We start from the raw sequence: 22,108 nt of genomic DNA on the forward strand, positions 1-22,108 counted from the left end.
GTAATACTGCCTCTCTAGCTGCCTCAATTCTTTTTCTAGTTATCTCAGACGGATTTCCAACATTCTACCGGTGCATTAAATTGTAAAAAAATTAAAAACCTCTAATTGACAATCGTTATCAATGGAAATACAATAGTTATAGGTGAAATTGAAATTCATTATCAATTAGATTACTTTAAAGGGGTATCCATATGTTCAAAAATCTATTACTCAAATTATCTATCCTTCTATTAATATTCGGATTTGGAATACATAATCCAGTATCAGCCGCTGGGAATTCCAGTGAGGATATAAAGAGGGCTGAAGTATCTATTGATCAAGCAATCGATTTTGCTTCTAAAGGAGATCTTGAAAAAGCAAAAAAATCATATGATCAATTTAATAAGTCCTGGAGAGAAATTGAAGAAGGAATTAAAGCTGAATCAGCTACTGCTTACCGAGATATTGAATCGAATATGGGGCAAGCAGTCTATGCCTTTACCCTTAAGAAACAGGATCAAGTTTTACAAGCTTTAAATGGGTTAAAGGAAGTTAACCAAAAATTTGCTAGTGGTGGGTACCCGAAAGAATCAGGTTTTAAGAAAGACGATATTTCATTAGAGGATTTTATCCTGCTTCTTCAAGAAACAAAAAAGGAAGTTAATAAGCAAAATCGAACAGAAGCACTAGCAAGTATCAAAAAGGCAAGAAGCAGCTGGTTAAGTGTAGAGGGTGTAGTGGTTGCCCAGTCTGCCAAAGTTTACAGTGATTCAGAAAGAGATTTAGTTACTATTCAAGCCATGTTATCAGCTAATCCACCTAATTATAAGCAAGCTGAAAAGACAATTAATAACATGGTAAAATACCTTACTCCTTTGGCTGAAAAATCTAGCTATACTTATTGGGATGCTGCGATGATTCTTATCCGTGAAGGTTTGGAGGCATTACTCGTCGTAATTGCACTTATGTCTTTTGTGAAAAAATCTGCTGAGGGAAAGGGAAAAGGATGGATTTGGACTGGGGTATTATCAGGTCTGGGCGTTAGTGTGATTCTTGCTCTTATTGTAAAATTTGTGATCTCATCTGGAGCGTTTGGAGATAATAATGCTCTTATCGCTGGATGGACAGGTGTTTTTGCGGCAGTAATGCTGCTTTATATGAGTTATTGGCTTCACAGTCAGTCCAACATCGCTGATTGGAATCGTTATATTCGTGAAAAAAGTCAAACTGCATTAACAACGGGTAAACTTGTTTCGTTAGGGGTACTTGCCTTTCTTGCAGTATTTCGGGAAGGAACGGAAACAGTATTGTTTTATATCGGTATGGCAAGCCAAATAAAACTTTCTGCATTACTATTAGGTTTTCTTCTGGGAGCAGCAATTCTTGGAATCTTAGCCTATTTAATGGTATTTGTTGGACTGAAATTACCACTTCGTCCATTCTTTATGGTTTCTAGCATAATTGTATTTTACCTTTGTATTAAGTTTACAGGAATGGGGATACACAGTCTTCAATTAGCAGGATTCGTTCCAACGACAAATTCTCAAAGCATCCCAAGTATTGATTTTTTTGCATTATATCCATCTTGGGAAAGTACAATTCCACAAATAATTCTTGTCCTAGGTGCAATAATTATACTTTTATCAAAAAGGTTTAAAAACAAAAATCTAATTGCGGTGAACAAAACTAACAATGAAAGCGGGAAATTATCATGAGAAAAGTAACATCAATGGTTTTAGCAATCGGTCTTGGAAGTGCATTAGTATTAGCAGGTTGTAATTCAACTGAAAATAAAGTTTCTGATGGTGTAAATAAAATGTTGGATACAACAGGACAGCTGTCAAAAGCAATTAAAAGTGGTGATCAGGCAAAAGTGAAAGAACTTGGCCCAAAATTAGAAGATCATTGGGCTACATTTGAAGATGATGTGAAAAAAGAGGACAAAGAACTTTACCAAAAAGTCGAAAAATATCTTGACCCAACCATTGCTGGTTCAGAAGCAGCTGCAATTGATAAAGAGGTGTTAGGAAAATTAAATGATCAACTAACTGATGCCTTAAAAGAATTAGAGAATAAAACAAAATAATGAATAAAAAAACACCAACTTTATCAGAAAAAAGTTGGTGTTTTAATATAATTCCCAGATTTTCGTTTTTACCAATGTTTTTCCTTTCTTATTTAAACCACCCTTTCTTATTTAAACCACCCTTTCTTTTTAAACCATATATACATTCCTAAACTAATGAAAAACATTAAGGCAATTGTAGCAAAGTACCCATATTTCCAAGACAATTCCGGCATATAGTGAAAGTTCATGCCGTAGAGACCGACAATGAAAGTGATTGGCATAAAAATAGTGGTGATGACTGTCAGTACTTTCATGACATGGTTCGTTTGGTGCGAATTGATTGAAATATAGCTGTCCCGGATGTCCGTTGTCAGCTCGCGACTTGCTTCAATCATTTCCGATAATTTAAGCAAATGGTCATAAATATCGTTAAAATAGGCAATTCTTCCTTCAATACTGGTTAACCGCTGTGAATTAAGAATCCGGTATAATAGATCCCTCATTGGTGTAATCGTATGCCGGAGCGAGAGCAGGTCATGTCTGGCATCGAATAAATCCTCTAGCAATGCCTCCATCGAACGTCTATTTGAGTTTTCGTCAATTTCATTTAAGGTATCTTCGATTTGATATACCAGCGGGAAATAATTATCGACCATTTTATCGAGCACATTATAAAACACATGAGCCGGGTCCCACTTTTTTACATCTTTACCTAAGCTAAGACGGTTCCAGGCATCATTAATTTCATATGACGGGTTGTGATGAAAGGTTACAATATAGTGCTTACTGAGAAAAAAATCCACCTCTTCCCGTTTAATTGTCGCGGGATTTAATGCCTGTGTGACAAAAAAGGCATAATCATCATAATAGTCAAGTTTTGGCCGCTGTAGTGTATGAATACAATCCTCTATTGCTAGGGGATGAAAAGCTAGAGGTTCCCTCAGCAATTCTATTTCTTCCTTAATTGGCTCCTGAAAATCAATCCAATACCAGCGAAACTCACCCTTCACTAGTTTAGAAATTTCCACATCTTTGATTAACTCATATTTTTGATTCACTGCAATTGTTCTGATCATAATAACTCCTTATCAACAATCAAATTCCATAAATCAACTATAAATGAATTAGATGAAAAAAAAAGGTAATAAATACTTATTTAAAGAATCAGGGTCATTTTAATATCTTGACAATATCGTGAAAACTTATCCTATGAATTCAAAAAAGTCTTTAAAAATCGATTTCGGAATAAAATTCCATTTTTTAAGGAAGTTTAAAAGGAAAGAAGTGGAACGAGAGGGAGTAAAATGAGTTTAATCGAATTGAAATGATTAAAGAATCATTAAAAGGAAAAGTTATGTTTATCATAAATATAGAAAAGGTAAAATGTGGATATTAAACATACACTCCAAAAGGGATTAAGTTAACACCAAGGTTCAAATTTCCGATACAGGGTTAATCGAATAGGTGGAGGAAATTGTGAAAAGAATTTAGCAGATCATACGCATGTTGAAATCTATTTGGGCAACAACCAATTCATCAATGCTTCCACATCAGCAGGGGTTACGAAGAAATTTTCATTTTGGTTTATACTAATTATTGGTACAGGTGGGTTAATCCTATTACAATAATAAATGAATATTAAACAATGATCCTAATGGAGAGAAATCGATGGTAAAAAGAATTGGCAGTATTTGTGTTTTTATTTTAATTATTTTGGCCGGGTACCTGCAAAAGGATGAACTTGTCTATTTAATTAAACAAGGCGGCAATGTAGCGATTTTTATCAGCATACTTTTAGTTGCGATTTGTGTATTTTTTCCGCTGATTCCATTTCCAGTTTTAGCGGGAATGATTGGAGCCATATTTGGGATAACCCAGGGAATGTTTGTATCATTAATAGGTGCCATGTCTGGAACAATGGTATTCTTTTTTATCACCAGGTATGGTTTTAGGGATTATGCCCGGGAAAAACTTTCAAAATATCCAAAGGTTCAGGAATATGAGGAATTCCTGAACCGTAATTCCTTCCTTGCCATTCTAGCCAGCCGACTAGTTCCAATTATTCCTGCACCGGTTGTGAATATTATTTGCGGTCTTAGTAAGGTAAAATGGTTCATATTTTTTATAGCCTCTACCATTGGAAAAATCCCGAATATTTTGCTTTTGTCGTTTGTAGGTGCAACACTAAGCAGTAACAAACTATTATCTCTTGGTTTATATGGCTTATATATTTTAATTATTTTCCTGATCAATTTTATCATTATTTACCGCAAGAAATCTAAGTCAATTAAATAACGTTTTTAATTGATAGCTGGTCATTTTTTCCTTCCAGTGTAATGACTTCTTTGAAATAGCTTTTTAAAATGAGCCACCGGGCCGGGTAAGTGTATATGAAATCCTCCATCACTTCGGGTGAGTAAAGGACCAGACAATCCAACTGGCTTTTGTTCTTTTTCAAATCATATAGCAGTGCATGCGGATTCGTGTAATGTTGATAGATTTGGTTAGGATTTAATTTCATAACTTGAATGTCACACTCTTGAATATGATTTAAAATGACTTGTTCTTGGAGGGTAAAGCTTTCTTCCTTTGATAGGTTATTTATTTTTATCTGATCATTGATAAAATAAATTCCTTTCATTTATTGAACACCCCATTTATTAGATGATTGGTATTGTTATTGACGAGGAATGGGGTTTGTATACTTAGAAATGAAACAGTTTTACGGAAAGGTGATGAGAAAGATGTCGATTTGGGAAAAAGATGGTTTTTTTATTTGCATCGATAAACAATATCTCGATTTGCCTCGGATTCATCAATTCTTAAGTGAAGAATCATACTGGGTACCAGGGATTTCGTTTGAAGTGGTGAAAAAATCAATTGAAAATTCTTCAATTTGTTTTGGGGTATATGAGGGAAATCCTGTTGAAGGGAATGCGGATCAAGTTGGTTTTGCCCGCACCGTCAGCGATTTTTACCGGTTTGGTTGGATAATGGATGTTTTTATATTGGAGGAATATCGTGGAAAAGGGTTGTCCAAATGGTTGATGGAAATCGTTACGGAACAGTCTGAATTAAGGAATGTTGCGAAATTGATGCTGGCCACCAATGATGCCCACGGGTTGTATACACAATATGGTTTTAAGAAGATTGAAAATCGGGACCTTTATATGGAACGGAAGAAGTAACAATTTATTTGTTTCTAGATTATGAGCATTCTTGCTTAAAAAATGACCCGGCATAAATGGATGCCGGGCTTTACAATCAAATCTATATTAAAAGGGGAGCGGTGTGTAGGTCCGTCCTGAACCTGATCCTATCTTAACGAAAATATATGACCAAATTATGAAGGAAACTTTAATAGTTTAGGAAATGTAAGCTTCATAGTAAAGGAGGAGAAAAGTCATGAAAGATTATCACTGCTGTGCCACATGCCAGCACTTTAAAGCCGAAAAAAATGAAAAAGGCATGCACTATTACTGCAGCCGTCTAGGGTACGGAACCAAAACCCACTACAAATTTAATTGCTGGGATCCCAAAGAACATATCAAAAAACTTTTACAGTGACAGGCACCGTTCCTGGACAAAGTGGTTGTTTTGTCCATTTGAGGAGGACGCTAAGGCCAGATAGTTTCTTCTTTATTGAAAAAATAAGTATAGCTGGCACTATCGAGGGTATATAGTGCCAGCGACGTAGAAAAAATAGGTTGCGTGGGCAATAACAAGGCTTCTTAGTGCCCGAACAGGCAAAAAAATCAGGGCCATGGGAACTAACGGAGGTTCTCAGTGCCCATCAAGCTAAAAAAATCACCCTCATGGGAACTAACAATACTTCTAAATGCCCTACCCATAGTAAAAATTGTAACCCCGGGCACTTACCCACACCAAAACCCACACTTTCATGCAATACGAAAGCTAAAAACAACCTTACTCATGCCCAACCTTAACACTTCTCATCTTAAAACCAGTAAACCACAAACTCATTGCGAAGCTGACCGCCCCAATACAAATCAAAACAACCCCAAGAATCTCCATATTCTCTGTTGTAATTCCCTTGCCAAAGATTAACCCAAGCACAATGGAAGACAGGATCGATCCTAAATAACGGCAGGTTTGAAACAACCCAGATGTTGTCCCAAGCATCTCTTTCGGGCTTTCTTTTAACATTGCAACCTGAAGAACCACATTTCCAATCCCATAACTAAGCCCCAATAAAGCTAAAATCAAGCCAATTTGCCACCAAACAGAGGCTTTGATAAAGAAGAGCGACATGATTACAGCACCGACGACCGATAAAAGTGCCCCCAGCACAATCGGCTGATTTAATCCAGTTTTATCAATCCATTTTCCTGTAATCGGAGAAATAATAATACTCATTCCGGACATAAACAGCATAAATATACCGCTTTTCTCCACACTTAAATGCAAGGCATTCTGGAAATAAAGGGGGAGACCAAAAAACAAACAATAGAAAAAGATATTTAACACAATAAACTGCAGATAGACCCAGGAAAGACGCCGGTGCGTTTTAAAAATCCGCACATCAATAAACGGCACCTTCACATGCAGTTCACGCCAAATAAATAAGAGAATGAATAAAACCCCTGCAATGCCAGAAACAAAATGAATTTTCGATTCAAACGACAACAAAAACCATAACAGGAATACCATTCCTCCGGCAAATAACCCAATCCCTAACAAATCTAGATGAGAAAGCAATTCTCTCATATTCTCTTTCTTTTTTTGCGGATCCTTAGGGAACATATACCAGCCAAGCAGCAAACTTATTAACAAAAACGGAACATTAACCCAAAATATCGCAGGCCAGTCTCCCCAAACAATTAAAAATCCTCCAAGTGTCGGTCCAAGTGCTGTCATTGCCGAGGCGAAAATAGCCAGAACCGATAAGGCAGAGGCCTGTTTGTCTTTAATATTATCCCGAATTAAAGAAACCCCAGAGGGATAAATCGCACTACTGCCAATCGATTGAATTAACCTCATCATTAACAACATAAGAAACGTAGTGGAAAACGGCGCTGTAAAAGCAGAAAAAGCAACAAGAAATAGCCCGGCGATAAATGTTTTCTTTCGACCGATTAAGTCACCAATTTTTCCGGTAACTGGCTGAGCGACAGCACTTGCAAGATAAAAAGAGGAAATCAGCCACGAAACCGTTGTAAATGATAGGTGGAAATCCTTTTGGATACTCGTAAGTGCAAGAGAAATCATAGAGGAATTTAAAGGGTTCAGCATTGTGCCGGAAGCAACAGCTGTTAAAAATAAAGCACGATTTTTCTTCATGTGGTCAATCCTTTGCAAAGCAAAATATTTTCTTTCTAGTTTGCCAAAAACCAAAATTCTAGTGGTTAAACTCTTTTTCTAAAAAAATAATGATAGACGATAAGAAGCAGGCTTTGGGTAAATACATAAACTAGGATGGAAAACGGTAACTTATAGCCGTTTTTATAATGAAAAATTCCAATTTTTGAGCCAATCCATTCGAGCATGATACCTCCTATAGTCCAAACCAAAATGTAAACGATACACTTGAAGCTATTAATTTTAAATTTCTCCAAAAAATAAATAAAGAGGTACCCAAAAGGACAATACATCAAATAGGATAAAATATCAAAAAGTTCATACTCTGACTTGTCACCGACATCATAGAAATCTAAGGGTGGAACGGCGAGGGTATGGTCAAAAACCATTCCCAGAAAGGGTCCAAAAAGTAGACAGAAAAGTGTTGCTGACAGAGGTATCATTTTCGGAAGAAAAAAAACCAAACAAAAACCGCCGAGAACCAAAACCAGAACGAACCATTCATTTAAATTAAAGTAACGATCATAAATTTGCAAGATGACCATTCATATTTTTCTCCCTTGAAAATAATTTCTTAAATACATACGCTATTACGAGGCAGATGAGCATTAAGCTGAAATCAAATAAAGCTTCTCGGAAATATGACCAGTGATAATAATGAAAATACCCCAGCTCCAAAAATATATAATGGGCACCGTGAATAATGAAAAAGATTATAGCCGTAACGACTAATTTAGCCCCTATCTTTTTAAAAGAGAAAAGCAGATTTACGTAGATGAGTAGAAAGACAGGAAGAGATATGTCACGAAAAAGAAGAATGGCGATAAAAGCCAATGGCCTTGTATTCGGAATTAAAAAGTTTAACTTCAAAGTTAAGATTGTAAAAATATTAATGTGAACAATTTGGAAGAACAAAAAGGTGAGGATATTAACAGCATTTGAAAGACTTTTTTTCATTAAAAAGAATATGCTTAATGCAAACCATGCAATTAAAAAAATATATATTAAACCCATCTTTATCACCCTGTCCATTAACGATTTCTAAAATCTAGGATAACCTTTTCTGCAGCTGTCTAGCCAAAGATTGTAAAAATATCACTGGATACCCTAAAATCATCATGGAAAGGATAAACAATGTGATTGCCATTCATGCAAGGGGGGGAAGAGTCCATGGGGAATCCATTATTTGAACATAAACAAAATAAATCCCTTCTTATATGGAAAATGGCTGTGGCGAGTGCCATCTCTTGGCAAATTGCAACGCTATTAGGGTCGCATCATCCCTATTTTGCTCCGATTTCCGTCATTCTTTGTTTGCAATCAACCATCAACCGTTCCATTCGATTTTCCTATCACCGGATGGCTGGAACCATTATCGGTATTTCCGTAACCGTTCTTGCGGCACCCTTCATCAATGTTTCGAGCTGGACAATCGGGATTCTCATCCTTATCGGTTGCTTTATCGCTAAATGGTTGAAAAGTGATGAAACGGCCATCCATCAGGTAGCTCTAACGATCTTATTGGTTTTTGTAGTCGGCCAAAAGGCAGGGGACTACCCAATTGATCGTTTTCGCGATACCTTAATTGGGGCCATTATTGCAGTGCTTATCCATATGCTTGTCTATCCGCCTAATTTTACAAGACAGGTACAAAAAAATCTTACACAGCTTTCTGAACATTTAATAGAAATTTTTACCAATATTTCGGAATGGATTTTTCAAGGGCCTGATTTAAAGGCAGGAAGCCTTATCGAAACTGAAATAAAACAGCTTCTTGAAGAACTTCATCAATCCAAACAAATGATTCAGAATGCTCAAGAAAGTCTTAAATACAATCCATATGCAGGAAAAAGTTTACGCGAGTTGCATCAATATCAACTGCAGATACAGTTCTTAACAAAAGGTTATTCCTATCTTGCGAACAGCGTTGAAATCTTAATGAAATGGGCATCTTCCGGAAGCATGTCAGCTTTGGATCAGGAACTCTGGGCAGAACAAGTGAAAGCGTTCATCCCATTATTTAAAGAAAACCCGGCAGAACCAGGTCCTCCGGGTGATTTCCTGATTGTATCCATTCCAAATGAACTGGAGAAACATCAATATATGGCAGCATTATATTATGAGACAAAGGTTCTGCTAAAAGACAGCTAGGTTGGAGGAAGAATCAGATAAGGCCTCATCATTTCATAGTCCTCATGTTCAAGCATATGGCAATGCCATACATATTGGCCGGTATACGGAAAAAACGGAATGATGATTCTTGTGATGTGGCCCGGCGGACATTTTACTGTATCTTTCCAGCCGAGTTCACCTATTTCTGGGAACACCGGCAATCCGGTCCATTTAATCATCCCCGTGTTTTTATAATGTTTCACATCGAATGGCTGCCGGTCCAAAATTTGAAATTGAACTAGATGGACGTGGATAGGATGATCATCTCCATTTGTATTCACAAAGGACCAAATCTCATTTGTCCCGACCTGAGGATTTTCAGTAATTGGATCATCCCACTTTTTTTGATCTAATAAAAATAATGACCTTCCAAACGGATCTTTTTCTTCACTTAATTGTAAATACCTCTGGTTCCGCGCAGAGGATTCAGGCAATCGGGGAATCATTCCCATAAATGTTGGAATAACGCTCAAATCCATACTGGAAAGTGGCTTTGTTACTCGAAACTGCATCACGGTTCCCGTTGTATCGGGATCAACAGGATCTCCAATCGGGAAGTGCGTTCGTGCATCGTTTTTCATGATGATGGACTTCCCTGCAAGATTAGAAAAATCAATGATGACATCTGCCCGTTCAGCCGGTGCAAGAAGCTGTGATTGAACTTTGACAGGCCGCTCCAAAAAGCCGCTATCTGTCCCAATTTGAAAAAACGGCTGCCCGGAGTCTAAAAAAAGATTGAAAAACCGTGCATTTGCTCCATTTAACAAACGAAATCGATATTTTCTCGGCTCTACCTCCAGGAAGGGCCAGATTTTCCCATTAACGACAATCGTATCTCCAAAAAAAGAAGAAATAATCGAAGGAGAAAATCCGGGGGGATTCTTTTGTGGTTGAGCGGGATAAAATAAGGAACCATCATCATTGAGGGTACGGTCCTGAATTAATAAAGGAATTTCATATTTGCCGCTAGGCAGTTTCAAAGACCGCTCATGAGAATCGCGGATCAAATAAAACCCCGCCAATCCGGCATAAATATTTAACCGGGTAATCCCAATTGCGTGATCGTGATACCAGAGTGCCCGAGCACTTTGCGGATTTCCATATTCATATATTTCTTTAAAGAAAAATGGCCCTGTTTTTTCAAAGCCTTTCGTAAACCATGCGTCCGGATAGCCATCACTCGCCGGTTCCGTTCTGCCTCCGTGAAGATGGACCACTGCACGAACATCCGGTTTGTCTTTTTCCGCTCCATGAACTGTGTGGTCTATGGCAAAAAGATGCTTATCAGGAAGCTCATTCATCCACTTAACATAGACTCTTTCCCCCATTTCTACTTCAATGGTTGGACCCGGATAGATTCCCTCATATCCCCATATCGTTGTATTAGGGATATGGCTATGCAAGCTTTGCTTTACTTCCATCATTCGTACTTCATAATAGCTGTAATCCTTTGACTTCCAAAGTGGTTTTAAAAGTGACGGGATCGGCAAAGAGTCGGCAAATTTTATTAATTTCATACGAATCTCTCCTAAACAGGGATGTTTTTAAAAGATTATGATTGAACAAAGTAAAAAATTAACATTCTAGAACTGTATGAAGCATGAATATAAATAGGGTAGGAACTTTTGTGCTGATTAGGAGGGAAAAGTGTGGAGGTAATTGGGAAGAGTGTCATACGGAAGGAAGCGCTGGAAAAAGTGACAGGAAGAGCTCAATATACGCATGACCACCAATCAGTCAAGATGCTCTCCTGTAAAATGGTGATTAGTCCATATGGACATGCGCGAATTGTGTCTATCGATACCACAGAGGCTGAAAAAATGCCAGGGGTTAGGGCTATTATAAAAGGGGATGCAAATCTCCCATTAATTGGAGAAGGGGTACGTGACCGTCCGCCAATTGCTTTTGAAAGAGTGCTCTATCATGGAGAACCCGTTGTCCTTGTAGTTGCGGATACTGCTCCACAGGCAAAAAAAGCAGCAAATCGAGTAAAGGTCCAATATAAGTTACTGCCCGTGGTCAATTCGCCCACACAAGCTTTTCAGAAAAATGCGCCCCTTCTTCACCCAAGATTAGGGGAATATAAAAAAGATGAGGTGTCCTTCCCGGTTCCGGGGACCAATATTGCAACCCATTATAAAATCCGCAAAGGGAGCATGGAAAAAGGCTGGGCAGAAAGTGAAACAACGGTCGAAGCAAGTTTTTCCTTTGCATCTTCCGATCATGTGGCAATGGAGACGAGATGTGCTACGTGCGAGATTTTGCCGGATGGTACAATCAATATTACTACCTCTTCACAAGCACCTTTTATGGCAAAAAGGCTTATTTCGGACTACTTCGGAGAAGATATGGGGAAAATTGTTGTCCATACCCCTTTAGTTGGAGGCGCCTATGGAGGGAAGGCACCAGTACAGCTTGAAGTGTTTGCCTATTTAGCCTCAAAGGCGGTTGGCGGAAGACCTGTCAAAGTATTGAATGACAGGGAAGAGGATATCATCACATCTCCATGTCATATCGGATTAGATGCAAAGGTGAAAATTGGAGCTGATCGCAGCGGAAAAATAAAAGTGATGGAGATTGGTTATTGGTGGGATGGCGGCGCCTATTCTGATAAAGCCATCGATGTTTCAAGAGCAGGTGCAGTTGATTGTACAGGACCTTATCATGTTGAGAATGTTTGGTGTGACTCCTATTGCATGTATACGAATCATCCGTATGCATCACCTTTTCGAGGTTTCGGACATTCTGAGATTTCGTTTGCAATTGAAAGAACGATTGATTTACTTGCAAACAAATTAATGATGGATCCGCTTGATATCCGTTATATCAATGCGATTAAGCCTGGTAGTACCACGCCCACCAGGGTACCTTTAAATAAAAGCAATGTTGGAAACTTACAAAAATGTATTGAGAGATTAAGAGATTTATTTGAGTGGGATAAAGGACCAATCAATGAAATAAACGAACGATTTGTTCGCGTAAAAGGTGTCTGTTGCAGTTGGAAATCTTCAACCATCGACCCAAATGCCCCATCAGGTGCGATTATTACCTTTAATCGTGACGGAAGTGTGAATTTAATGTCTGGTGTGGTTGAAATTGGAACGGGGACGAAAACTGTATTGGCACAAATTCTTGCGGAAAGACTGAAAATGGATGTAGATAAAGTCCATGTAAGGATGACTGTGGATACCCAAACGACTCCTGAGCACTGGAAAACTGTGGCCAGCAGGGGGACGTATATGGCGGGAAGAGCAGTTTTAGAAGCAGCAGAGGATGTCATCCACCAGCTGAAAGAAATTGCTGCGTGTGTGCTGAGGGCGCCAATTTCAGATTTGGAGATAGGGAATAGCCGTGTTTTTTTACGGGATGACCCCTCCATTGGATTAGATTTTAAGGACATCGGCTATGGATATCAATATCCAAATGGAAATTCAATTGGCGGGCAAATCATCGGCAGAGGTAAATTTATATTACGTCATCTAACCCATATTGACCCTGAGACGGGGGAAGGAAAACCTGGCCCAGAATGGACGGTTGCAGCCTATGGAGTCGAAGTGGAATTCGACCGTAGGGATTATACGTATCGTTTGGTAAAAGCTGCAACCGTCGTAGATTTAGGAAAGGTTATGAACGAAAAAGCGGCGGAGGGCCAAGTAATGGGTGCAATGAGCATGGGACTCGCTTTTGCCGGCAGAGAAACATTTTATTTCGATGAACTTGGCAGGGTGTTGAATCCGCAGCTTAGAACGTACCGCCCGCTGCACTATGGAGAAAATCCTGAATTCCTTGTCGGTTTTGTGGAAACACCACAGCTTGATGGGCCATATGGGGCCCGTGGTGTTGGGGAGCATGGTTTAATGGGAATGCCGGGTGCACTGGGAAATGCCCTTTCCACTGCTGCGGGAGTATCCCTTCATCATTTACCTCTGATTCCGGAACTTATCTGGAAAACAAAGGAGAGGACACGGTCATGATCCCATTTGAATTTGATTATTATAGACCGACATCGGTAAAGGAAGCAGTGGATTTATATCAATATTTGGACCAGCAGGGAAAACAGCCGATGTTTATCTCCGGAGGTACCGAATTAATCACCCTTGGAAGGATTGATCGTGCCTATACTGAGGCAGCCATTGATTTAAAGGGATTAGCAGAATCTCATGTTTTAGAGATGGACGGGGATTATCTTGTTCTTGGAAGTTCCTTGACCCTAACCCAGATAGAAGAAGCAAATCCGTTTCCATTATTAACAAAAACGGCAAGTGAAGTGGCGGACCATACAGCTCGGGGGAAAATTACACTCGGTGGGAATATTTGTGCACAAATTTTTTACCGTGAGACGGTGCTGCCGTTTTTACTTGCGGACAGTCAAGTGGTTATTGTGGGTCTAGATGGAGTAAGAGTAGCGGGAATGAATGATATTTTCAAAGAAAGACTCCAATTAAATAAAGGGGAATATCTAGTCCAAATTGCCACAGAGAAAAGATATATTACTGCACCGTTTGTTAGTATTAAACGTAGACAGCAATGGGATGTTGGATATCCCTTAATAACTATTAATGCGTTAAAAATTGATAATCAGATTCGGGTGGCAATAAGTGGACTTTGTCCATTTCCATTCAGGTCGGAGAATATCGAAACCTCGATAAATAATCGTTTAATGCCCGTTAAAGAAAGAATCGACCGCGCATTAACCGATTTACCTAGTCCGATTTTAAATGATATCGAAGGATCCAATGAATACCGTTTATTTGTTTTACGGCATTTATTAGAAGATATTTTATCAGAGTTAGAGGAGCTTTGATTGAAAATTGAAAAAAGGGGGTGATCGATTGAAATCCCATTCCATTGTCCTAAAGGTAAACGGAGAAAACCAATCTGTAACCGTAAGGTCCGCGGATACATTATTATTTATCATTAGAAGCAGACTGGGGTTAACGGGTGCAAAACCGGGCTGTTTAAATGGGGATTGCGGTGCTTGTACGGTGAACGTGGATGGCTGGCCGATGAAATCTTGTTTAATGCTTGCAGTGGAAGCAGTGGGGAAAGAAATCACCACCATTGAGGGACTTAAAAATGCCCCCATCCAAAAAGCGTTTGTTGAAAATTTTGCCTTTCAGTGCGGTTACTGCACACCGGGCTTCATCATGAATTGTCATTCGCTCATCAAACAACATCCAGATGCAGATGATCAAACGATAAAAGAGTGGCTACGGTCCAATATTTGCCGTTGTACAGGGTACGCTGAAATTGAAAAAGCGGTAAAATCCGTTTTGGGAAAAAAATAAGACGATAAAGGACACACTGCATAGAGGGTGTGTCCCTCATTGACTATTCAATAACGCCTGATTCCATAATCGTTACATCTGCATGAACATTTACCTTAAGATTTTGGTAGTCGGTCTGCCATTTATTAAAATTAAAATTTCTAGTTTTGCTTTTTATATAATGGCCAAAACCTACAGGATCAATATTTTTTTCTTTAAAATTTTTGATTAAATCCTTACACTCAGATTCAATTTTTTCTTGTACTTTATTTTCTATTTTCTTAATTTTATTAGGTGTAACTTTTTTGCCCGAGAATTCCTTTAACACCGCGTTCACCTTAACCTGTATATCAAGGGTTAAAGGATCTCTGGATATAAGCCTAAATTTATTTTTTGACTGGATGCTTTCAATAGCTGCCCTTTCACTGTTTAACATCACTTTTAACGTTCCTTGACTGTAATCGTCTACAAGCAACTTAAAGAAGAACATTTGTTCAGACGAAATTGAATAAACTACACGTCCATATCGAAAAAAACTGATTCCAGTTATTGCCACCTGTTCCTTACCTATTTTTTTTAGTGTTGGAAGATAGGGGGTTTTACCTAATTGATTAAAATCAAATAAAAACCGCTGCAGGTTGGTTTTAGGAACATCCATTGATTTCATGTTATGTTTGATGAGATTGGTTAAATAAACAGCATTTCCTCTTTCTCCATAATTTCCTTCAATGATATCCTTTGCTTTCCCCTCGGTTACAGCAAGGTATAGTCCGGCACCAATGCTGGGATCCCGTTGTAACGAATCCATTAAATCTAAAATTCCCTTCTTCTTTGCAAGCCGTTCCCCAAAAAGGACCACCTTAAGGCTCCCTGTCACGAGTGGATCTGAAGATTCGCGCTGGACATCTCTTAAAAAATCCCTGCTTAGAAAAGAAGGGGCCGTGAAGGTTTTGTTTTCTACGGCCTGATCGGGCAAATAGACAGGCACTAAGGCAGTCCCGCTGATTTTCCCATTGACATAATCATAGGCACTTCCCGTTTCGAGATTGACATCATCCAAGATTCTTTTTTGTACACAACCGCCAAGCACAAGGGTTACGATGAGAACAGGTGTTATGATGTTCTTCATTTTTTCTTCCCCCTTTTTACAATCAATATCAGACAAAAAAGTAACGGAGCATAGCCATAATTGATGAAAAAGACTATATCCCCTGTAAAGTCGGTAATGGTGTTAATTTGCTGCCGTGTCTTCATCATAACGGTCAAAATTAATACAATTATTGATAGGAGAATGACACCATATTTTTGCTTTAGATGTGTTACACTTTTTAAAATACGTGCGCCACACCAAAGAGCGATACAGAAATTGGGAAGAATGATAATACACCAATTGGCAATGCCGATGTATTCAAATCTCTCAACAAAAGGCATTTCAACGATTTTCCACATGGTCAAGGTTGGCCAGATATTTTTTTGCAACTGCCCCTCTGAAAAAAAGGAAAAGGTCGCAATAGAAAGAAGTGTATAGATAATAGTTGTAGTAAGGGCGCCCAGATGGGCCCATTTCTTTGATTTTTGCGGTTCTTTGATAAACGGATAAAAAAACAATAATATGCCAAATCCAGAATAGGTAAAAGACATTTGATATGAAGCAATCGCCAGATCCTTAATTGAGTGATCGAAGATTGGAAGTAAGTTCCGAATATCCGCATATGGAATGGTAAACAGGAAGGTAAAAAGTAAATATGCCGGAAGAACCACTCCAAAAAATGCGACCCCAGTGACAGTTCTAAAACCTCCGTATAATATATAGATTCCCAATACACAAAAAGCCAGGGAAAACCAAAAGGTACTTAGATCTTGAAACATCCAAGCTTGAATGATTTCAATGAATGGCCTTAGCGTGATGACAGCCGTAAGCAGGTAAATGAAAACAAATAGCAGGGACAGAATGTTACCGATTATCTTTCCAAATATGAAAGTATGTGCCGACATAAGATCTCCATTTGCTGCTTCACATATTCTGTACATCATCCAAATAATGATATTGACGCTTAAACCAGAAATCACAACGGAAATCCATGCATCATATCCTGCTGTTAATGCAATTATACGTTGAAAGCCGAGGACCCCCACACCAAACTGCATCGAATGAATAAGAAAAAACACTAAAAAAGGAGAAATTTTTACTTTTTCAGGCAATGATTGTTCCATATTCCTTCCTCCGGTTCCTATTCATCAATATCACTTTTTTTACGCGGAGTAAAACGAATAGGGTTTTGTGTTCTTAACGCTAAAGGCCGCCGTGATTGTTTGCTGAATGGAAGCCTGATAAGTGAATCCTTAAGGTCTTTCATTCTTGGTGGATAGAGTGGTTCTAAAAAAGGCCGATTAAGCGATGTAAGCCGTATTAAGTGTGTCATTAACACAGAAAAACAGAATACGATTCCAATCAGGCCCCACAATTCCGCAAAAAACAAAAATGGAAAGCGCAATAACCGAATAGCATTGCCCATTTTATAAACGGGTGTTGTAAATGATGCGAGTGCTGCCAGTGCCACGATAATCAAAAGGACATTACTGGTCAATCCTGCTTGAACTGATGCTGTTCCAATAACGATACCGCCTACGATACCAATTGTCTGACCGACCTTGGTCGGAAGTCTTGCCCCAGCTTCTCTGAGCAATTCGATGGTTAGTTCTAAAAATACAGCTTCCAAGATAGGAGGGAGTGGAATGTTCCGGCGGGAAGTGACCAGAGTATTCATTAAATCCTTTGGTATCAGCTCGTAATGATACGACAGAGTAGCTACATAAACCGGCGTTATTAAAATAGAGAATGCAACAGAAAAAAGCCGAATCAACCGGAAAAAAGAAGCTAAGATCCAATTTAAGAAATAATCCTCGAAAGAACTAAAAAATTCAACCAATGTTGTTGGAGTGATTAGAACATGTGGCGATCCATCAACAAATATAGCAACTTTCCCTTCTGCCAGTATCGCTGTAACCCTATCCGGACGCTCGGTATCGAGGAGCTGGGGAAAAGGAGAATTTTTATTATCCGATATTAATTGAACAATATAGGAACTGTCGGTAACCGCATCAAATTCAATCCCTTTTATCCGTTCTTTTACTGTTTGGACATTAACCGGGTCTGTAATACCATCAATGTGCATGACAATCACTTTCGTCTTGGAAAGGGAGCCCACTTGAAATTCTTCCAAAATAAGTTCTTTGATAGGAAGTCTTTTTCGAATTAGGTTTATATTTTGATCGATGGATTCAACAAATGCTTCCTTTGGACCAATTACACTAAATTCAACCTCAGGTGTTGATACACTGCGGACAATTTCCTTTTGTGCTGCTATAAACGCAAATTTCTTTTTTTCTGATTCAAGTGTCAGAAGAACGTACCCATTAAATAATTTCTGCTCAATAACGCTTTGATCCTCGCAGATTTGCACATCTGCGAGAGGAATAATCTTTTTAATGTCCTCGATTGTTTCAAAGTTTTTTTCAAGTAAATAGGGAAGTGCATTATCCTGTAAAATCGATTCATCAATGAGAGTGGAAATAAATGAAAACTTAAAACTGTTGTTGGTCTTTTGATTGTTATATGAAACCTGCTTAAAATCTTTTGATTGCTGAAGATATTGTTCAAGAGATTCTTTTTTCTGTTTTTGTTCCTGTTTTTGTTCCTGTTTTTTTGTAAACCAGGCCATTTGGTTCCATCTCCCCATCTCCTTTTCCAAGTATGTTTCCCTTTTATGGAATAATTATGAATCACCCACATTTTGCAAAAAAAACTGGTTTGGAAAGGACTCCAAACCAGTTTTAAGTAAATGATTATTTTTGCTTTATATGAAAAAATGTGTCCATCACCCTTCGGCCAATACGGAAATTTGCTTTATTTTCTGATTGGCCTGTGTAGGCCCATGGGACAAGCACAGCCATAGCTACTTGGGGGTCGTAACTTGGTGCATAGCTGACAAGACTAAGGTTAATAACCCCAGGTGGTTCCTTTCCATATCTCCAGCGGTTAGGGCCATCATAAAATCCTTCTGCTGTACCGGTTTTGCCGGCGGGGGAATAGGACGCTCCTTTAAAATAAGGATAAGCTGTGCCACCCGGCTCTTGAAACACCTTCTTAAAACCAAGCTGAACCCGTCTAATCCACTCCTGCTTCATATCAATCATATTTAACACTTTTGGATGGATTTGTTTAAAAACAGGACCAACTTCCTCAGTGTTATTTATTGGTTCACGAATTTCTTTAACCATATGAGGCTGCATTCGATAGCCTCCATTTGCAATCGTCGAAACATATTGCGCCATCTGCATTGGAGAATAAGTATCATATTGTCCAATGACGAGGTCAAGCAAAAATCCTGGCAGCCTGCTAGAACCTTTAAACCCAGCCTGTTCATTCGGTAGATCGATTCCGGTTCTTGTGCCGAGTCCAAAGCTCGCAAAGGAATTCCTAATAATGTCAAAGCTGTTCGGTTTAAGCGATAATGGCTGATCTGGGATATAATTTCCTCCACCAATTCTGATCGCCGTCCTGAACATATAAACGTTAGAGGATAGTTTTAAAGCGTTAATATCGTTCAAAGTTCCCAAATACATCCATGACTTTTTTTCAGGTGTACTTTTTATCCTGATCGGGACATCACTTAAATAGGTATTTGGAGTAATGGCACCTGTTTTATAACCGGTTAATACGGTAGCACCTTTGACAGCGGAGCCAACATTATAGGTGGTGGTGAAGGTTCCGAGGGCATCGTCTATCATTTCCGTTCTTCCGGTTTTTTCGTCTCGTACAATCCGTTTTCCCGCCATTGTTAAAATTTCGCCGGTTTTTGGGTCCATTAAGACAACATAAGCACGATCCAGGAAATGTGTGCCAGGCAGTCTCTTTAACGACAAGAGCTCTTGCTCAATGATTTTCTCAACCTTTTTTTGAAGCTCCATATCAATACTGAGTACAAGATCTTTTCCCCGTTGTCCATCGTAAACCACCTCGGTATCAACGACATTCCCTGCTGAATCCGTGACATTTTTCACCCTGGATTTATAACCATGTAAAACATCTTCATATTGCGCTTCTAAATAACTTTTACCAACACGGTCATTTCGGTTATATCCTTTCGATAAAAAATAGTGCAGCTGATCAGCAGGAAGTCCTTCATCTGATTTTGTGACTTTTCCTAAAACCGATTTTAAGGTGTTATCAAAGTTATAGGACCTTTCCCAATCGGTTGTCGTATCCACCCCGGGCAGGGATTGGAGATTTTCGTTGACAACCGCAAATTCTTTATCTGTCACATCCTCATTCTTGACAATTTGCGGGGTGTATTTGTAGCCGTTCCGAAATTCACGGAAAATCGCTGCTACTTCAAGATCTTCCTGTGTGAGTTGTTTTAATTCCTGTTTCGTAATCCGCTTAATTTTTATTTCATACAGGTCTTTATCTTTTAATTTTTTTGCTTTGTAAAGTTCATTTTCACTTTCGGAAATTTTGGCATCCGCCGACTGGGGATATTTTAATATCCAGAAATCTTTTTTATCCCATTCTGTTAATTTATCGGTTTTTTTCACAATTAGTTTTGCTAATTTTCTTGCCGTATCAAGCATTTCCTCTTGGTCAGAACCCATGTTTGTATAGGTAATCGCCCGTTTTGGTATATTGTTGACAATTTCTTTATAATTCCGGTCGAGCATTTTTCCCCTTGGAACTGGATTTTTTACCGTAATATCTTCATTTCTTTCAAGATCTCGCTTGAAATTTTCACCATACACAATTTGTACAAAGCCAAGACGTAAAATGAGTACAGAAAATAATAGAAAGACGCTAAAAAATACAATATTAATTCGAAAAGGGAAATGGGACTTTTGCTTTTTTTCCAATTATGTAACACATCCTTTATGCCAGCCAAAATCGCTCTTTTTTATTAAATAAGAAATTATGAATTTTTACTTCGAGAATTGTCCAGCTCCGTCGCAATTCTTATTATGCCCAGTCCAAATATTGGTATTATTACTATTTATTTTACAGATGGATTCACATCTGTGTAAAGTATTACCTTCTTAACGATTTTTTGAAAAATGGGTTTTGAAAAAAATTTGGATAATTGGAATTTAATTAATGAATGCTAATGGTAGAAAAAAGGGGGGACTCCTGTGAAAAATAAGAGTAAACAGAAGCGACCATCACAAAGCGCCGGACAGGAAAATCAGCAGCAATCGCAAAGCTTTCAGCAACAGCAAATGATGCAGCAAGCACAGCAGCTTCAGGAAAATCAGCCAATGATGGAACAACGATTTCAAGCACAAAAGAAACAGGCGCTTCAATCCATACAGCAAGCAACAACTACCATCCAACAAAGTGCTTCCATGAATAATCTTCAGTCATTACAACAGGCCCAGCAACAGCTGCAACAGGCAACACAGCAGTTGAACCAAATGCAAGGGCTTGCGGTCACACAATCAACAACTGCAACTCAGCAGCAATTGGAACAGGTTCAGCAGCAAATTGAGCAGGCCTCACAAACATTAGGCCTAATTGACAGCCTGAATCAAGGCAATAACAGTTTTAAAAAAGGCTGAAAAAATACCCAGCTTCAATTTTAAGAAGCTGGGTTATTTTTTACCTCCGTCAAGACCGCCTTGATGGCCTCTTTTATTTCATGATAGCCTGTACACCGGCAAAGATTGGACTCCATCCACTCTTCAATAACCGAATCATCCGCATCAGGGTGTTTGTGCGCCAAGGCATGGCAATTCAGAATGAATCCAGGCGTACAATACCCACACTGGATGGCCCACTTTTCAATAAACGTTTTTTGAATAGGGGAATCTAATAGACTTTCGATGGTGCCGATTGACTGGTTAATTGTTTCAATGGTCAGCGACAGGCAAGAATGTTGTGGCTGCCCATTTATCAAGACCGTACAGGCTCCGCAATCGCCATTTTCACAGGCACGCTTTGCACCAGTAAGCCCCAGTTGTTCCCGTAATGTATGTAAAAGTGTATCGGCACTGCGAACCATCACTTCGTGCGTCTCCCCATTTACATGCAGCTTGACTACTGTTTTTTCCGAACCATTCGAAATCATGAGCTAGCCTCCTTTAATGCTTCAATCGTATCGGATAGGGCATTTTTAAAAACAAATTCCCGGTATTCTGCCGAAGCCTGAATATCATGGACAATGGACGATGGCAGCAATTTGATCGCATTCAATACACGATCTTCATTCGAAAGCGACGGATCATTGATGACTTTTTCAATCTCTGCTGAACGAAA

General features: G+C 38.8%; 21 protein-coding genes. 10 read left to right on the forward strand and 11 right to left on the reverse strand.

The features are described from left to right. The first annotated feature begins 191 nt into the window (after positions 1-191). Together BIV60_RS08765 and BIV60_RS08770 are read left to right on the forward strand one after the other, a co-directional pair. Positions 192-1,694: an FTR1 family iron permease gene (locus tag BIV60_RS08765; RefSeq protein ID WP_071355349.1), complete on the forward strand. Its 1,503-nt coding sequence runs from the start codon at positions 192-194 to the stop codon at positions 1,692-1,694. Next, positions 1,691-2,065, forward strand: a complete 375-nt coding sequence (locus BIV60_RS08770) for a hypothetical protein (RefSeq protein ID WP_071355350.1) — start codon at positions 1,691-1,693, stop codon at positions 2,063-2,065. The genes BIV60_RS08765 and BIV60_RS08770 overlap by 4 nt, the downstream gene beginning before the upstream one ends. A gap of 107 nt (positions 2,066-2,172) precedes the next feature. On the opposite strand, the gene corA is transcribed toward BIV60_RS08770, so the two are convergent. After that, on the reverse strand, positions 2,173-3,123 hold the full coding sequence (corA, locus tag BIV60_RS08775) for a magnesium/cobalt transporter CorA (protein ID WP_071355351.1): 951 nt from the start codon (positions 3,121-3,123) through the stop codon (positions 2,173-2,175). A 592-nt stretch (positions 3,124-3,715) separates the two neighbouring features. On the opposite strand from corA, the gene BIV60_RS08780 reads away from it, so the two are divergent. Further along, entirely contained in the window at positions 3,716-4,342 is a 627-nt protein-coding gene (locus BIV60_RS08780; protein WP_071355352.1) for a TVP38/TMEM64 family protein, read from the forward strand. On the opposite strand, the gene BIV60_RS08785 is transcribed toward BIV60_RS08780, so the two are convergent. Continuing rightward, complete coding sequence (locus tag BIV60_RS08785) at positions 4,335-4,688, reverse strand: hypothetical protein (protein ID WP_071355353.1); 354 nt, start codon at positions 4,686-4,688, stop codon at positions 4,335-4,337. The genes BIV60_RS08780 and BIV60_RS08785 overlap by 8 nt on opposite strands. Before the next feature lie 103 nt (positions 4,689-4,791). On the opposite strand from BIV60_RS08785, the gene BIV60_RS08790 reads away from it, so the two are divergent. Both BIV60_RS08790 and BIV60_RS29560 read left to right on the forward strand, forming a co-directional pair. Further along, positions 4,792-5,235, forward strand: a complete 444-nt coding sequence (locus BIV60_RS08790; RefSeq protein ID WP_071355354.1) for a GNAT family N-acetyltransferase — start codon at positions 4,792-4,794, stop codon at positions 5,233-5,235. A 217-nt stretch (positions 5,236-5,452) separates the two neighbouring features. Beyond that, positions 5,453-5,614 (forward strand): hypothetical protein, encoded by a 162-nt coding sequence (locus BIV60_RS29560; protein WP_177177252.1) that lies wholly within the window; start codon positions 5,453-5,455, stop codon positions 5,612-5,614. Between the two features lie 360 nt (positions 5,615-5,974). Here the strand turns inward: BIV60_RS29560 and BIV60_RS08795 are convergent, their stop codons facing one another. Further along, a complete protein-coding gene (locus BIV60_RS08795) occupies positions 5,975-7,348 on the reverse strand; it encodes an MFS transporter (RefSeq protein ID WP_071355355.1) in 1,374 nt (457 codons plus the stop codon). Positions 7,349-7,888: 540 nt separating this feature from the next. Next, the gene (locus tag BIV60_RS29565) at positions 7,889-8,380 is read right to left on the reverse strand and encodes a hypothetical protein (RefSeq protein ID WP_071355357.1); all 492 of its coding nucleotides are present in this window, start codon (positions 8,378-8,380) and stop codon (positions 7,889-7,891) included. 156 nt (positions 8,381-8,536) lie between these two features. Here BIV60_RS29565 and BIV60_RS08810 point away from each other — a divergent pair, with 156 nt between their 5' ends. Beyond that, the gene (locus BIV60_RS08810) at positions 8,537-9,517 is read left to right on the forward strand and encodes an FUSC family protein (RefSeq protein ID WP_071355358.1); all 981 of its coding nucleotides are present in this window, start codon (positions 8,537-8,539) and stop codon (positions 9,515-9,517) included. Here the strand turns inward: BIV60_RS08810 and BIV60_RS08815 are convergent. Then, positions 9,514-11,055 (reverse strand): multicopper oxidase family protein, encoded by a 1,542-nt coding sequence (locus tag BIV60_RS08815; protein ID WP_071355359.1) that lies wholly within the window; start codon positions 11,053-11,055, stop codon positions 9,514-9,516. The genes BIV60_RS08810 and BIV60_RS08815 overlap by 4 nt on opposite strands. Before the next feature lie 132 nt (positions 11,056-11,187). Here BIV60_RS08815 and BIV60_RS08820 point away from each other — a divergent pair, with 132 nt between their 5' ends. The 3 genes from BIV60_RS08820 to BIV60_RS08830 are packed head-to-tail and all read left to right on the forward strand — an operon-like array spanning position 11,188 to position 14,826. Further along, positions 11,188-13,512, forward strand: coding sequence for a xanthine dehydrogenase family protein molybdopterin-binding subunit (locus tag BIV60_RS08820; protein WP_071355360.1), 2,325 nt, complete (start codon positions 11,188-11,190; stop codon positions 13,510-13,512). After that, positions 13,509-14,342, forward strand: coding sequence for an FAD binding domain-containing protein (locus BIV60_RS08825; protein WP_071355361.1), 834 nt, complete (start codon positions 13,509-13,511; stop codon positions 14,340-14,342). The genes BIV60_RS08820 and BIV60_RS08825 overlap by 4 nt, the downstream gene beginning before the upstream one ends. A gap of 28 nt (positions 14,343-14,370) precedes the next feature. Further along, complete coding sequence (locus BIV60_RS08830) at positions 14,371-14,826, forward strand: (2Fe-2S)-binding protein (protein ID WP_071355362.1); 456 nt, start codon at positions 14,371-14,373, stop codon at positions 14,824-14,826. A 43-nt stretch (positions 14,827-14,869) separates the two neighbouring features. On the opposite strand, the gene BIV60_RS08835 is transcribed toward BIV60_RS08830, so the two are convergent. From BIV60_RS08835 to BIV60_RS08850, 4 genes are all read right to left on the reverse strand, one after another. Beyond that, positions 14,870-15,934: a Ger(x)C family spore germination protein gene (locus BIV60_RS08835; RefSeq protein WP_071355363.1), complete on the reverse strand. Its 1,065-nt coding sequence runs from the start codon at positions 15,932-15,934 to the stop codon at positions 14,870-14,872. Then, positions 15,931-17,019, reverse strand: a complete 1,089-nt coding sequence (locus tag BIV60_RS08840; RefSeq protein WP_071355364.1) for a GerAB/ArcD/ProY family transporter — start codon at positions 17,017-17,019, stop codon at positions 15,931-15,933. Before BIV60_RS08840 ends, BIV60_RS08835 begins: the two co-directional genes overlap by 4 nt. 17 nt (positions 17,020-17,036) lie before the next feature. Beyond that, entirely contained in the window at positions 17,037-18,527 is a 1,491-nt protein-coding gene (locus tag BIV60_RS08845; RefSeq protein WP_071355365.1) for a spore germination protein, read from the reverse strand. Between the two features lie 124 nt (positions 18,528-18,651). Beyond that, the gene (locus tag BIV60_RS08850) at positions 18,652-20,712 is read right to left on the reverse strand and encodes a peptidoglycan D,D-transpeptidase FtsI family protein (RefSeq protein ID WP_141770431.1); all 2,061 of its coding nucleotides are present in this window, start codon (positions 20,710-20,712) and stop codon (positions 18,652-18,654) included. A gap of 273 nt (positions 20,713-20,985) precedes the next feature. On the opposite strand from BIV60_RS08850, the gene BIV60_RS08855 reads away from it, so the two are divergent. Beyond that, positions 20,986-21,411 carry a hypothetical protein gene (locus BIV60_RS08855; RefSeq protein ID WP_256218355.1) on the forward strand — a complete coding sequence of 142 codons (426 nt, stop codon included), beginning with the start codon at positions 20,986-20,988 and terminating at the stop codon, positions 21,409-21,411. Between the two features lie 20 nt (positions 21,412-21,431). On the opposite strand, the gene BIV60_RS08860 is transcribed toward BIV60_RS08855, so the two are convergent. Further along, positions 21,432-21,920, reverse strand: a complete 489-nt coding sequence (locus BIV60_RS08860) for a (2Fe-2S)-binding protein (RefSeq protein WP_071355366.1) — start codon at positions 21,918-21,920, stop codon at positions 21,432-21,434. Further along, positions 21,917-22,045 (reverse strand): hypothetical protein, encoded by a 129-nt coding sequence (locus BIV60_RS30305; RefSeq protein WP_256218356.1) that lies wholly within the window; start codon positions 22,043-22,045, stop codon positions 21,917-21,919. The genes BIV60_RS08860 and BIV60_RS30305 overlap by 4 nt, the downstream gene beginning before the upstream one ends. Positions 22,046-22,108 lie beyond the last annotated feature (63 nt).

Source organism: Bacillus sp. MUM 116 (assembly GCF_001866655.1).
Taxonomy (GTDB): Bacteria; Bacillota; Bacilli; order Bacillales; family Cytobacillaceae; genus Neobacillus.

Excerpts from the sequence above, each read along its gene's own strand:
- BIV60_RS08780 (WP_071355352.1), top strand. The coding sequence starts at position 3,716 with ATGGTAAAAAGAATTGGCAGTATTTGTGTTTTTATTTTAATTATTTTG.
- corA (WP_071355351.1), bottom strand. The coding sequence starts at position 3,123 with ATGATCAGAACAATTGCAGTGAATCAAAAATATGAGTTAATCAAAGAT.
- BIV60_RS08845 (WP_071355365.1), bottom strand. The coding sequence starts at position 18,527 with ATGGCCTGGTTTACAAAAAAACAGGAACAAAAACAGGAACAAAAACAG.
- BIV60_RS08810 (WP_071355358.1), top strand. The coding sequence starts at position 8,537 with ATGGGGAATCCATTATTTGAACATAAACAAAATAAATCCCTTCTTATA.
- BIV60_RS08825 (WP_071355361.1), top strand. The coding sequence starts at position 13,509 with ATGATCCCATTTGAATTTGATTATTATAGACCGACATCGGTAAAGGAA.
- BIV60_RS08840 (WP_071355364.1), bottom strand. The coding sequence starts at position 17,019 with ATGGAACAATCATTGCCTGAAAAAGTAAAAATTTCTCCTTTTTTAGTG.
- BIV60_RS08860 (WP_071355366.1), bottom strand. The coding sequence starts at position 21,920 with ATGATTTCGAATGGTTCGGAAAAAACAGTAGTCAAGCTGCATGTAAAT.
- BIV60_RS08795 (WP_071355355.1), bottom strand. The coding sequence starts at position 7,348 with ATGAAGAAAAATCGTGCTTTATTTTTAACAGCTGTTGCTTCCGGCACA.
- BIV60_RS08815 (WP_071355359.1), bottom strand. The coding sequence starts at position 11,055 with ATGAAATTAATAAAATTTGCCGACTCTTTGCCGATCCCGTCACTTTTA.
- BIV60_RS08765 (WP_071355349.1), top strand. The coding sequence starts at position 192 with ATGTTCAAAAATCTATTACTCAAATTATCTATCCTTCTATTAATATTC.
- BIV60_RS08770 (WP_071355350.1), top strand. The coding sequence starts at position 1,691 with ATGAGAAAAGTAACATCAATGGTTTTAGCAATCGGTCTTGGAAGTGCA.
- BIV60_RS29560 (WP_177177252.1), top strand. The coding sequence starts at position 5,453 with ATGAAAGATTATCACTGCTGTGCCACATGCCAGCACTTTAAAGCCGAA.
- BIV60_RS08835 (WP_071355363.1), bottom strand. The coding sequence starts at position 15,934 with ATGAAGAACATCATAACACCTGTTCTCATCGTAACCCTTGTGCTTGGC.
- BIV60_RS08790 (WP_071355354.1), top strand. The coding sequence starts at position 4,792 with ATGTCGATTTGGGAAAAAGATGGTTTTTTTATTTGCATCGATAAACAA.
- BIV60_RS29565 (WP_071355357.1), bottom strand. The coding sequence starts at position 8,380 with ATGGGTTTAATATATATTTTTTTAATTGCATGGTTTGCATTAAGCATA.
- BIV60_RS08785 (WP_071355353.1), bottom strand. The coding sequence starts at position 4,688 with ATGAAAGGAATTTATTTTATCAATGATCAGATAAAAATAAATAACCTA.